The sequence below is a fragment of the Providencia sp. PROV272 genome (assembly GCF_049901975.1).
Lineage (GTDB): Bacteria > Pseudomonadota > Gammaproteobacteria > Enterobacterales > Enterobacteriaceae > Providencia > Providencia stuartii.
In genome coordinates this window covers 1,249,749-1,263,029 of record NZ_CP096291.1, presented here as the reverse complement: position 1 = coordinate 1,263,029, position 13,281 = coordinate 1,249,749, and the positions used below count along the sequence as shown (strand labels likewise).

At 42.4% G+C, this 13,281-nt stretch carries 10 protein-coding genes; 7 read left to right on the top strand and 3 right to left on the bottom strand.

What is annotated here, in order from left to right; all coding sequences use genetic code 11:
- The first annotated feature begins 164 nt into the window (after nucleotides 1-164).
- The 5 genes from M1E93_RS05650 (at nucleotide 165) to M1E93_RS05630 (ending at nucleotide 5,005) form a co-directional block, all read left to right on the top strand.
- Nucleotides 165-965, top strand: coding sequence for a TraB/GumN family protein (locus M1E93_RS05650; RefSeq protein ID WP_004922384.1), 801 nt, complete (start codon nucleotides 165-167; stop codon nucleotides 963-965).
- A gap of 19 nt (nucleotides 966-984) precedes the next feature.
- The gene (gene ybaK / locus M1E93_RS05645; RefSeq protein ID WP_163885404.1) at nucleotides 985-1,461 is read left to right on the top strand and encodes a Cys-tRNA(Pro)/Cys-tRNA(Cys) deacylase YbaK; all 477 of its coding nucleotides are present in this window, start codon (nucleotides 985-987) and stop codon (nucleotides 1,459-1,461) included.
- A gap of 369 nt (nucleotides 1,462-1,830) precedes the next feature.
- The gene (locus tag M1E93_RS05640; RefSeq protein WP_140035165.1) at nucleotides 1,831-2,778 is read left to right on the top strand and encodes an IS30 family transposase; all 948 of its coding nucleotides are present in this window, start codon (nucleotides 1,831-1,833) and stop codon (nucleotides 2,776-2,778) included.
- 183 nt (nucleotides 2,779-2,961) lie between these two features.
- On the top strand, nucleotides 2,962-4,053 hold the full coding sequence (locus M1E93_RS05635) for a 3-oxoacyl-ACP synthase III family protein (RefSeq protein WP_014656547.1): 1,092 nt from the start codon (nucleotides 2,962-2,964) through the stop codon (nucleotides 4,051-4,053).
- Between the two features lie 166 nt (nucleotides 4,054-4,219).
- Nucleotides 4,220-5,005, top strand: coding sequence for a nucleotidyltransferase domain-containing protein (locus M1E93_RS05630; RefSeq protein ID WP_426207183.1), 786 nt, complete (start codon nucleotides 4,220-4,222; stop codon nucleotides 5,003-5,005).
- Nucleotides 5,006-5,083: 78 nt separating this feature from the next.
- Here the strand turns inward: M1E93_RS05630 and ushA are convergent, their stop codons facing one another.
- Nucleotides 5,084-6,751, bottom strand: a complete 1,668-nt coding sequence (ushA, locus tag M1E93_RS05625) for a bifunctional UDP-sugar hydrolase/5'-nucleotidase UshA (protein ID WP_426207182.1) — start codon at nucleotides 6,749-6,751, stop codon at nucleotides 5,084-5,086.
- Nucleotides 6,752-7,127: 376 nt separating this feature from the next.
- Here ushA and M1E93_RS05620 point away from each other — a divergent pair, with 376 nt between their 5' ends.
- Together M1E93_RS05620 and ybaL are read left to right on the top strand one after the other, a co-directional pair.
- Nucleotides 7,128-8,351 (top strand): MFS transporter, encoded by a 1,224-nt coding sequence (locus M1E93_RS05620; RefSeq protein WP_004922399.1) that lies wholly within the window; start codon nucleotides 7,128-7,130, stop codon nucleotides 8,349-8,351.
- Between the two features lie 262 nt (nucleotides 8,352-8,613).
- Entirely contained in the window at nucleotides 8,614-10,356 is a 1,743-nt protein-coding gene (ybaL, locus tag M1E93_RS05615; RefSeq protein ID WP_004922404.1) for a YbaL family putative K(+) efflux transporter, read from the top strand.
- A gap of 379 nt (nucleotides 10,357-10,735) precedes the next feature.
- Here ybaL and M1E93_RS05610 read toward each other — a convergent pair whose 3' ends face one another.
- Both M1E93_RS05610 and wzz(fepE) read right to left on the bottom strand, forming a co-directional pair.
- Entirely contained in the window at nucleotides 10,736-12,049 is a 1,314-nt protein-coding gene (locus M1E93_RS05610; protein WP_426207276.1) for an inosine/guanosine kinase, read from the bottom strand.
- A gap of 101 nt (nucleotides 12,050-12,150) precedes the next feature.
- On the bottom strand, nucleotides 12,151-13,269 hold the full coding sequence (wzz(fepE), locus tag M1E93_RS05605; protein WP_004922411.1) for an LPS O-antigen length regulator Wzz(fepE): 1,119 nt from the start codon (nucleotides 13,267-13,269) through the stop codon (nucleotides 12,151-12,153).
- Nucleotides 13,270-13,281: the final 12 nt, after the last annotated feature.

Below are 13,281 nucleotides of genomic sequence, written 5' to 3'. Positions count from 1 at the left end.
ATTGAGTTTAACTGAATGTCGGGCTTTTCACGCTTAGGTAAATTGCTCGTGATATCATGCCTAACCCCAATCCAATTTTACAGATAAAATAGCGCAAAGTGAGTCGCAAATCGCTACAAGATTGTTTAATCTAAAGGACTGATACTAAAACGTAGGAAAGTGAAATGGCCAAGCTGCTCGAAAACTTAAAAAACTGGTTACATACAGAAGCAGCTCCCGTCTACCCTTATCCAGCTATTGATGTTCGCTTATCAAAAAATCTTAAGCTGCATATTGTTGGTAGTATTCATATGGGAACTGAAAACATGTTTCCACTTTCTGACATTCTTCTCGATAAACTCAATCGAGCCGATGCCCTGATTGTTGAAGCCGACATCACGGATACCCGCTCCCCCTTTATAACCGATAATGCTCTTCGTGCCCCCCTACAAGATCGCCTAAGCACTGACGAATATCAACGACTGCAAAGTTGCTGCCAAGAAATACATCAAAATCCAAGCCAATTTGATGCGTTACCCTCATGGCAAGTCGCCCTAATTTTACAATCCACCCAAGCTCAAGGGTTAGGACTACACGGGCACTATGGGATTGATTACCAATTACTCCGTAATGCACAATCTCAGCGGATGAAAATCATCGAGTTGGAAGGTACTGATGCGCAAGTCGAGCTATTATTAAACTTGCCCCAAGAAGGCTTACCTTTATTACAAGATACGTTAGAGCACTGGCGCGCTAATGCCCGTTCATTACAGACCATGATAAGCTGGTGGCTTGATTACCAACCCCATAACCGTGTCACATTACCTAAAACATTCAGTGATGATGTTTATCGTGTTCTCATGGAACAACGTAACCAAGATTGGAGTAGCAAGCTAAAGGCATTACCTGATGGTAATTATGTGGTTACCGTTGGTGCTTTACATTTATTTGGTGATGATAGTTTAGTTAGTTATCTACGAAATTGAATACAAAATAGGTAAAAACATGACTCCCGCTGTAAAGTTACTTGAAAAACAAAAGATAAACTTCACGCTCCACCCTTATGATCATGATCCTAATGTGCATGATTTTGGTAATGAAGCAGTGAGCAAACTTGGTTTAGATGCTAAACAAGTTTTCAAAACGCTACTTGTTGCACTTAATGGTGATCAAAAATCGTTAGCGGTTGCAGTAACCCCTGTATCAGGGCAGTTAGATTTAAAACTGGTTGCTAAGGTTTTCAAAACCAAAAAAGTTGAAATGGCCGACCCACAGATAGCACAAAAAACAACAGGTTATTTAGTTGGAGGGATAAGCCCACTAGGGCAGAAAAAACGTCTGCCTACCGTTATCGATAGCCAAGCGCAACAATTTTCCACCATCTTTATTTCTGGCGGTAAAAGAGGGTTAGACATTGAAATAGCGCCACAGGATTTAGCTCGCGTTCTCAATGCAACATTTGCTGAAATAAAGAAAGTGTAAATCCCCTGAGCGTTGTTATCGATAATACTCTCATTTCCCTTACACTATCAATTCATCATACTGGTTTATGCTTTATTATTTATAAGTCATAAGCCAGTCGATTTATCATAACTTTATAAAATAGTCATCATCTAAAATAAATGAGCACCTTTATTAAATCGATTGATATATAAGCATATTTTTATATGCTACCAGCTTGAATTATGAAAATTATAAATTAATATTTATTTTTATATTACATTTAAAAATCCAAAAATTATTATTTCGCGAATTCAGATAATAAGTGCAACGCTCGGTCATGTTAGATGGAAGGACGGTTAGCTACTGATAAGCTATCCTGCTCTTCCGACCAAAGATGAGCGAGTAAGTATGAAGTATCAGCAACTAACCGAAGGACAACGATACCAGATATCGATACTGCGTGAGGATAATTTATCCTGCCATGAGATAGGTATCCGTATCGGTGTAAGCAAGTCCACGGTCTCCCGTGAACTGAGGCGTAACACTTCAGATACTGGTTATAACCCACAACAGGCACACCAGAAGTGCTGTGATAGGCGGCTGTCATCTGCCAAAAGGACAATTCCTCAGCAGACCATAGATTTCGTGATATTTGCTCTGGAGTGGAAGTGGAGTCCTGAGCAAATAAGTGCAATTGGCAGCATTATTGGTCTTAGCGTCAGCCATGAATGGATTTACCAGTATATCTATGCGGATAAGCGTAGCGGTGGCGAGTTGTACAGGCATCTTAGGCAGGGCAAACGGCGATATCGTAAGGGCTACGGGCAGAAACGAGGGCGCATCCCTGATGCGGTATCCATTGAGCTACGGCCGTCAGTCGTCGATGACCGTAGCCGTCTGGGGGACTGGGAGGCCGATTTGGTGCAGGGTAAACAGGGCACTGGTGCTATCGTGACACTGGCAGAACGCAAAAGCCGTATTTACCTGACAAAAAAGGTGTTTTCAAAGGATGCGGTGGAAGTCAGTAAGGCCATTATCTCACTGCTGAGTGAGTATCAGGATGTATGTCACACAATAACGTTCGATAACGGTCTAGAGTTTAGTGAGCACAAGGCGATAGCAGAAGCACTGAACGCAGATACGTACTTTGCCCATCCGTATGCCTCGCATGAGCGTGGGCTGAACGAGAATACGAATGGGTTGTTAAGACAGTTTATCCCGAAAGGAACAGACCTGCGGACAGTGACAGAAGAAGACTTACAACGCTATCAGGGAGCGTTGAACAGCAGGCCACGCAAGTGTCTGGGGTTCAGACAACCTTCGGTGGTGTTTGCGGAGCTAAGAAAGGCGGCTTAGCGTTGCACTTCGGACTTGAATCCGCCTTTACCGTATAAATAAAATAATAATTTATATCCGTCTTAATAGTAACAACTCAAACAGACTCCTAAAAGTTAAAAACCGTTTCTGTTTTATTTGCGATGAATGTTATGAACGCTCAATGCATTTGGCATCATCATAGAAACCATGTAAGGAGAACCTATGTTATCAGTTGGAATTCAAGCTGTTGCCATTCATTTACCAGAAGGTTTACGCACTAATGCATGGTGGGATAAAGAGGCCATCACCTCTTCTCATTCACCTAAATTTTCAACTCACCAACACCAGTCTCTTTATGATAAAGCCATGCAACCTTATCTATCCGATCCCTTTTTAGGCAGTGTCGAGCGCAGAGTCGTGGTCAATCATGAAAGCGCTTCCTCACTCGGGATCAAAGCAGCAACCAAGGTGTTATCAGCCGCAAAAGTCGCCGCTAGTGATATAGATTGCCTCATTGTCACTTCCATGTTTGATGACCATATTGGTTGTGGTGATGCAGGCTATATCGCACAGGCACTCGGTATCGGTGGTGGCGCCTTTAATATTGGGGCAACCTGTAATAGCTCGATGTCAGCATTACTAACAGCTTGTGGCTTGGTAAGCAGCGGCTTAAATAACAAGGTATTAGTCATTGCCACAGCACTATTCTCTCGGGCACTTGACGACGACAATGCCGCCATGCGTTTTCATGGTGACGCATCCACCGCCTTCATCGTAGGCCCTGTTAAAGAAGGATATGGCCTGCTGGGCTCTAAATCGTTACACCTTGGTGAAACATGTGGCACTTGGTGCTTTAAGGTCGTCGAAGACCAATATTCGCCAACAGCGCAACATATCCGCCTCAGTTTCAATAAGCCAGTAACCCACGTGCTACGTTCAACAGCAGAATATTACCTTAAACAGACCGTAAAAGGCGCATTAGCCAAAGCAAAACTCTCTATTAACGATATCGATTGTGTCGCACTCAATGCCCCGACAGCTTGGCATGCCGAGTTTTCCGCTAATGTATTGGGGATCGAAACCAAACGGGTCATCAATACATTTCCTCAATTTGCTTACAATGGCCCCGCCATGATGCCGATCCATCTGTATACCGCAGCGATACAAAAATCGATTAAGCCCGGCGGCATTATGCTGTTATACGCCTACGGAGGACAAACAGAAGCGTCAGCCGCTGTATTGCGCTGGCCTAATGTTATCCTTGGTGCACCACCGGAGCCTGCTTCCGTGATCGATCATAAAGACATACCGTAGATGACCTCTTTCAAGGTGCAAAATTAGTAAGCTTAACCAACGGCATTTGTTAACTTGCTGGATTTACGTTATTTTTGGTCAGATCACAAAATAGATTTCTCGAGATAAAGAGGGAATAAAACGCTCCTTGTTACTGCAATCTTCATCATGAAAAAGGTACTCAAAAATGGCAGTTGATGAAAATGGCTATATCTGCACATTAAAAAAGCAACCTATACCCGCGAGATATCAAGAACTACTCACATCTGTTCAATCACAACTACTCGCTCAGTATGGCGATAGAATTTGCAGTATTTTTATTTATGGTAGCGTTGCATGTGGCAAAGCTACTCCTCCTAAATCCGATCTGGATCTCTGTGTTATTTTTCACGGCAATATTGATAACACAGAGGCTTTAGCGCTCAGCAAGATAGGCGAAAATAGCCTTCGACTTTACCCTATTGTTCCAAAGGTGGATTTCGATATAGCCAGTCAACAGGAGGTCCTGTCACCGAATAACACCAACAGTTGGGGATACTGGCTAAAGCACCATTGCCGTATCATTTATGGTGACGACCTTTCCCGATATTTTCCTCTATTCCGCCCATCAAGGGCCATCGCCTTAGCCGTCAATGGTGATTATCACACCACTCTCTTAGATTACATTCAGAAAATGGCGAGTACAGATGATCAGGCAACGTTCTTAAAATTATCCAAAGAAGCTTCTAAGAAACTTATCCGCTCTACAAATATTTTACGGACGCCTAACGACACAGACTGGCCAGATACATTAGATGAACATATCACTCGGCTACACAATAAATATCCCGCCTTAGCGCATCAATTACCCTTTTTTAAGGCGCAAATCCAGTTCGCGACTTACTCTAAAAAAGATTTTATCCCCCATTTGCACACGGCAATAACTCGCCTATTGCAAGCAGATGAAAGTATGAAAGCAAACGAAAAGGCCTGACCCCAGTTACTGTCTGGGATCAGGCCTTGTAAGCAGTTCACTCGCCTATTGAAATGTTATTAATAGGCGACTTGGGCATTATTTTTTATAAACAATTTCGCCTTTTGGTTCATAGTCTGCCGCTTTTAGTGGTGAATGTTTTTCAATATAGCCTTTCAACACTTCTGCATCGACAAACCCTGTATTGACGTAGTTAGGATGATTATCGATTTTCGGATAGCCATCACCACCTATAGCATTAAAATTCAGTGTTGCCATACGGTAAGTTTTTTCAGGATCAACTGGCTTACCATCAATTTTCACGTCACTGATGCTACCATCCGGATTAACAATCAAGCTGACATTATAAAACTGTGCGTAAGCGCCTGAATCAGGTTTCATGTTCGCAGCAGCCTGCAAATATGGAAGCACTTCGCTGCCTTTGAAGTCAACATACACTAATTCATTCGTAAATGGCTGTACCTTTAAAACATCTTTATATGTAATATCACCGCTCTCAATCGAATCACGGACACCGCCGCCACTCATAATTGCAAAATCAGCACCTGCACGCTCTTTTTGTGCTGCTAACAAGAGACGCCCCATGTTAGTTTGCACAAAACGAACTTTACTACGGTCGCCTTCGAGTTTGCCTTCAACAGAGCCAACTTTAACATTCAGCTGCTCACCCCCTTTCTCTTGATAAGGTGTCAGTAACTTCATCATTTCTGGGTTGTGCGCAATTTCTTGAGTGTAATAGACACGCTCAGTGGTGCCATCTTCTTTAGTCACTTTCTTTTTCAAGTTGATAGGGATCAATTGGTAATGTTTCAGTGTGAACTTACCATTTTTAAATTCGAAATCTGCGCGACCGACATATTTCCCCCATTCATGGGCTTGAACGATCCAAGTGCCATTTTGATTATCAGGTGCACAAGGTGTTCCCGGCACATAGTCGACTTGTTTATAGTTTTTATTCTCCGCAGACATACAAACGGGATCTTGTGAGTGACCACCTACTATCATATCTAAATATCCAGCAGGTAAACTACGAGCCATTTCAACATCACCCGGTGCATTCGAACCATGTTGACCGTCATCGTAGTGCCCCATATGGGTAGCTGCAATAATAATGTCTGGCTTTTCAGTCTCACGCAGCTCTTCAATCACTTTTTTCGCCTCTACCGATGGCGTTCTAAATTCCACGTCTGGGAAATTAGCTGGATTGCCGAGTTTCGCTGTATCGTCCGTGGTCAATCCTAATACGGCGATTTTGACGCCTTGCTTATCAAAAATTTGATAAGGCTTGAACAAGCGTTTACCGGTGCTAGTTTGGTAAATGTTGGCAGATAAGAATGGGAAATTAGCCCATTTTTCTTGGGTACGTAACACTTCAAGCGGATTATCAAACTCATGGTTACCTAATGCCATCGCATCATAACCGACTAAGTTCATCCCTTTAAAATCAGGCTCTGCATCTTGCAAGTCTGATTCAGGTACACCTGTATTGATATCACCACCAGAAAGCAGCAATAGGCTTCCACCTTGTTTCGCAACTTCATCACGGATTTCATCAACCACCGTTTTTTGAGCCGCTAAGCCATACTCACCGTGATCGTTATGCCAGAAGTGACCATGATGGTCATTAGTATGCAAAATGGTGATGTTATAGGTTTTATCTTTTTCCCAAGCATTTGCCTGTGCGATAGGCAACAGTGCTAAAGATACCGTTAATGCGCATACCGATGCTTTAAAGGTTAATTTCATCTCTTTCTCCCTGCCGATATAGGAATTTTGTGCGGTATAAGTAGATAATAAGTTTAATATCACCGCCTATCTTATACTCTATATCATTTAAGATACGTCACGGACGTATTACCATAGAAATATAAGGCAGGCTGTGTCTCATACGAATGAGCGCCGTCAGTAGCACCACACGTTGAAGTATGATGAGTATATAGCACAAAACCGCGATCATAATTAGATAACCAGTGCATAAAATGATGCTTGTTTCATTAAAGTGAGACATCAATCAAAATAATGACACGAGTGACTTTTTTTATCGTGATATTTATTAGTTCAAATAAATTACAAATACGCTATATTGATAACAATTGTGCAACACAACTAGAAGTTACTAACTATGAGCGACCAAACAACAAGTTCTAGCAATACCGCACCATCAAAGCCTATCAGCAAAACAGGCAAAACCGTTTTCAGTATTCTAACCGCAATTAGCTTCTCTCATTTACTGAATGATATGATCCAGTCTTTGATATTAGCTATTTATCCGTTATTGCAATCCGACTTTTCATTAAGTTTTGCACAGGTTGGTTTGATCACGTTGACTTACCAAATTACGGCATCACTACTACAACCGATCATTGGCTATTATACTGACAAACATCCACAACCTTATTCACTCCCAATAGGAATGGGCTTTACGCTAACAGGTTTGTTGCTACTCGCTATGGCGGAAACCTTCCCGGTTATTTTGCTTGCTGCTGCGCTGGTAGGAACAGGCTCTTCCGTATTCCATCCTGAATCATCTCGCGTTGCGCGTATGGCGTCAGGGGGGCGACATGGCCTTGCACAATCGTTCTTCCAAGTCGGTGGAAATTTAGGTTCCTCATTAGGCCCGCTACTTGCGGCACTCATCATTGAGCCATATGGTAAAGGGAACGTTGGCTGGTTCTCTCTAGCGGCCTTATTAGCTATTGTGGTTTTATTGCAAGTGAGCCGTTGGTATAAGCAACAGCATCGCACCACCAGCAAAAAACCCGTTCGTCACGTGGAAGTCAAAGTACTACCACGTAAAGCGGTGATTGGCTCATTGACGATATTGCTGATTTTAATTTTTTCCAAGTACTTTTATCTAGCCAGCATTAGTAGCTATTATACCTTTTATCTCATTGATAAATTTGGTGTTAGTGTACAAAACGCCCAGTTCCATCTGTTTATTTTTCTCTTTGCCGTCGCAGCAGGAACCATGATTGGTGGGCCTGTTGGCGATAAGATCGGGCGCAAATATGTTATTTGGTTTTCTATTTTAGGCGTTGCGCCTTTCACGCTAATGCTACCGCATGCTTCCCTGTACTGGACCAGTATTTTGACCGTTATTATCGGATTAATATTAGCTTCTGCATTTTCAGCCATTTTAGTCTACGCACAAGATCTCATCCCCGGTAAAACAGGCATGATTTCAGGGCTATTTTTTGGATTAGCATTTGGTATGGGAGGCGTTGGAGCGGCAGTGCTAGGGCAGATTGCCGATAAGACCAGTATTGAACAAGTTTATCAATATTGTGCTTTTCTACCATTATTAGGAATTTTCACTGTACTACTACCAAATTTAGAACAAAAATAACCATTTCTCTTTATTTCACCCATACTTATTGAAAAATAAGTATGGGCATTTCCTTCTATATCCCACTTAAAATTCAATAAAAAATCATAAAAATGACATCTTTGTAACGATTTAGCACTAATACAGTACTTTTATTTGAAAAACATTGAAATTTTTTAAGGAAATTTTTCTCAAATAACGATAAAATAGAATTATATGCAAAGCGCATTCCAAAATACGGGAATTTTATTCCTAAAAATTCAAATTAATAAAAGGAGACTAAATGGAGCATTCTACGCCCTTAATCACAACCATTGTTGGTGGTCTCGCCCTTGCATATTTGTTAGGTATGATCGCTCAGCGATTAAAAATTTCCCCTCTAGTGGGGTATCTTGCGGCTGGAGTCTTGGCCGGTCCTTTTACACCTGGTTTTGTTGCCGATACAACACTTGCACCTGAACTCGCTGAGATAGGTGTTATCCTACTGATGTTTGGCGTTGGGTTACACTTTTCGCTTAAAGATCTTATGGCGGTTAAAACCATCGCCATTCCCGGTGCTATTGCACAAATTGCGGTTGCTACACTGTTAGGTTTAGGCCTTTCCACCCTTTTTGGTTGGGGAACCTTTTCAGGGATTGTTTTCGGCCTCTGTTTATCCACAGCCAGTACCGTAGTGTTACTTCGCGCCTTAGAAGAGCGGCAACTGATTGACAGTCAACGCGGTAAAATTGCTATCGGCTGGTTGATTGTTGAAGATCTGGCAATGGTATTAACACTGGTACTACTGCCAGCCGCCGCCGCGATTATGAATTCAGAGCAAGCCAGCTTAAGTGAGTTACTCATCGGTCTTGCATGGACAATAGGTAAAGTTGTCGCCTTCATTATCCTCATGATAGTGATTGGCCGCAGAGTCATACCTTGGATTTTATCGCGCACCGCATCCACCGGCTCTCGTGAACTGTTTACATTGGCTGTATTGGCACTTGCATTAGGTATCGCCTATGCGGCTGTCGCCTTATTTGATGCCTCCTTCGCTCTTGGCGCGTTCTTTGCTGGTATGGTATTAAATGAGTCAGAACTAAGCCACCGTGCAGCACAAGACACATTACCGCTCAGAGATGCGTTTGCTGTTCTATTCTTTGTGTCTGTTGGTATGCTATTTGACCCTGTGGTCATTATTGATCACCCATTAGGTGTGATTGCTGTTCTCGCTATTATCATTGTGGGTAAATCCGCCGCAGCGTTGGTGCTTGTGCGTTTATTTGGTCACTCGCGGCGAACCGCATTAACCATCTCTGTCAGCCTTGCCCAAATCGGTGAGTTTGCCTTTATTTTAGCGGGGATGGGAATGGCGCTTGGCGTGATGGATAAAGAGGCACAAAACCTTGTGTTAGCCGGTGCCATTGTCTCTATTATGCTTAACCCAGTTCTGTTCAGCTTATTGGATAAGTACTTAGAGAAGACCGAAACCGCCGAAGAGCAGTTACTCGAAGAGACTTTGGAAGAAGAAACTCAAATTCCTGTCGATATTTGTGGCCATGCAATTATCGTTGGTTACGGTCGTGTAGGAACTATGCTGGCAGATAAACTGCGTAGACGTGATATCCCATTAGTCGTGGTTGAAGATACTCGCGCTAAATTTGAAGAGCTAGCAGAAAACGGGTTCAGTGCTATTTTAGGTAACGGTGCTAATAGAGATATCATCAGCCTTGCTCGTATTGAGTGTGCAAAAACGCTGCTTCTTACCATTCCAAATGGTTATGAAGCAGGTGAAATCGTCGCGCATGCTAAAGAGCTAAACCCAGATATCACAGTGATTGTTCGCGCGCACTACGATGATGAAGTCAGCTTTATTAAAGAGCGTGGCGCTGAGCATATTATTATTGGTGAACATGAAATTGCTAAAGCGATGGCAACTTTTATGTGTAATGATGTCACTGAATATGGTTGCTCAATGGATGATGACCCTTCTCCCACAGCCGGTGAAGGTAAAAGCCTAGATGAATATCTAAAACCCTCTCATTAAAACACGTTTAAGGGAAGCTTCGGCTTCCCTTTGTTTATCTGGTAATTCTGTTATGTTAATCCCTGTATCAGGGATGCAGCTTACTCTTTACAATCATGACTGGTTTACTGAGAGAGCGTGAACTGTTCGCCCCCGACTAATATGCGATTTTTCACTATTAAAAATTCTAAAATAGAATAATTAATAATAAATAGATTCACATTTTCTCCACTTTTTAGCATAGATAAGTCGTTATACTCATCCCCGCCTAAACCATTATTGATGATATTTTTTGTGTCCTCTTCCCCCACGATGTGGGGGAATTTTTTTCTGGCATTGAGCTAAAAAAATACCCCACTGTTTTGCTCAAACAATGAGGCATTATGCAAAGGCTTGCGTATTAACGCTCCCAATAGGACTCTTCTAAGCTGTCTTCTTTTTCAGGTAGGCCACGCGTTAAACGCGGCGAATGTTGAGTCAAGACTTGATAGCTCACGCGGTTTGCATATTTGCACACTTGAGCAAGCGAAGAGTAAGTTAGATATTGGCGCGTATGCTTACTGGAATTAGGCACATTGAAGCGATGATAGGAGTTTGCGGTGATATCGTGTAGCAATGCGGATAACGCGCCATCTCCTGCACCATTAGTATTCATGATCTTTTCAGGTCCCCCCATATAAGGCTCAATATGAGAGTATATGCGCATAGGAACTTCACAATCTTGCTGACGCATTGCGCGGCTAAATTCATAGAGGTTAAATTCAGGAATAGCGCCCGGTAATAATGGGTGTTGGGTGGTGCGTTTAAATGCTTCTTCCGTATAACCTGCCATATATAGCCCTGATGGCCCCGCCGTACACAGCACAAGATCGACCCAATTTAGAGCCATATCCGAAGCTAACAACGGGTCATTATACCCTGTTAGCTCTAGCGCCTCATCTTCATTCATCGCGACAACAGAGACATGCTCAGCCAGAAAATCACGCCAAAACTGGGGGTCTTGCGCTATCACGAACTTAGTACCGAGTGTTAATACAACGGGAACATTATGCTTTTTAGCATAGCTAATCGCCTGCATCGTGGCTTCTGGCATGGTTTCACCGGGCTTGCAACGAACCAAATAAGCGGTCAAAACTAACGCCGAAGCGCCAGCAATAATCTCTTCTGGGATACTTTCAGGGCGTAGACGATTCATATGCCCTGGGCTAATCGCGAAGGTTCTCTCACCGTTTTCAGCAATAAGGGTAAAGCAGCGACCAATTGGCCCATCGACCCCTTGTAAATAGTTGAGATCCATGCGGCTCGATGTATGGCATAAATAGCGATAAGAGTAGCTTCCAATTTGAATGTTATTGCACATCGTTCCCAATAACACCGAGCGATCATCCGCCAGCACGGAGTAGTTATGCAGCGTATTCCCGATGGTTCCCCCGGCATACTCATGTGTGATTAATGCGTTACTGGTTAGCTCTTTATATAAAGCCTCTGCAACATCATCTTCAATCACTAAAGAGTGACCTTTACTGAGTTGATAGCGTTCAATGAATGCATCGTCGACTTTAGCTTCAATATCGACCAGTGTTTGATCGATACCGACAATATAAGATTGGCAGTTTTCGCCATCATCTAAACGCTCTTTAATAGGCTGTAACAGCGGATCTCTGAGGCTAACAGGAAAGTAGTGCTTTGATTTACGTTGACCGGGGAATTTCATAATGGATAAATTAGAGAGTATACATGGCACTATTCTAGCACGATAAATGCAAACCAGCACCTTAGACAAAGGCGCTGGCTTACATCAATAACACTTTTTAGTTAGCTATTATTCTTGTGATAGTCGCGATATAGCTCGCGCGACAGTACATAAGCACAACTCAGAATAAAGCCTAAAATAGCACTCAGCATGATAATCAATACTGATTTAGGTGAATCTTTTTGAGTGGGTAGATCCGGCGCTAACATAAATTTAGCAGGGATAAAGTCAAGGGTATCAATATCAAGCTCTGATAGATTTTTAATGTAATGTTGGCGAATTTGTAGGTCTTCATTCAACAGAGCGATATCACGGTTTTGTAATTCAATCGCTAACTTCTTCTCAAGAGCTTCCGTACCTAATGCAATAGGGTAATCGGGGTCATCACTAATGATTGCCGAATCACTAACAATGGGCTTGCGCACACCCGCTGCTTTTGCAATATCAATAGCACGTTTTAACCTTTCAACTTTTACATCATATTCAGAACGGATCTTTGTCACTTCTTGCTTAAAAGTTTCATTAGCATAGACCAATTGCTGTGCAATCGCATTTTGAATATCTTTCTTAAACTGCTCTCTGACCTTAGTTGCCGTATAGCGAACATAACCAGACAGTAAGTCTTGGGCCTCAGAAGGTGTTGGCGCCACAAAAGTCAGTATGATGTCGCTAGAGGTACTGTTTTTCTCTTTTGACTGGTCCTTAAGGCCGATATTATTCGAAATAATAGTATTGACTAGCCGCTGCTGCTCATTTTCTTTATCTGTAGAATTCACTTGCTCTGACAACTTTTTGAAGTAATTGGTACTCCGAACATAAGCTTCTTGGTTAACTTTCGAACGATACTGGTCAATAAAGGCATTAAAGATCTGCTGTGCCGATAAATCAATCTTAACATCGAGCACACTCAACTGTGCGCTCAATGTATTGATATCTTTAATTTCCTCAGAAGAAGGTGGGATGACAACAGCCGTACTGCTCCACTTTTGAGGCAACTGAAATACCACAAATATACTGATAAGCGTGATAACAACAGTAATAACGATAATAAGAAGCTTATTCCTTAATAAAACAGCGAATAAAGCCATCAAATCGATTTCATCGCTTTGCTGTGAGTTAAATGGTGAGACTTGCTTTCCTTTTGCGGTTTTGCCATCCGGTGACTCTCTATCAGTGCTCATATCAGTTCCAAT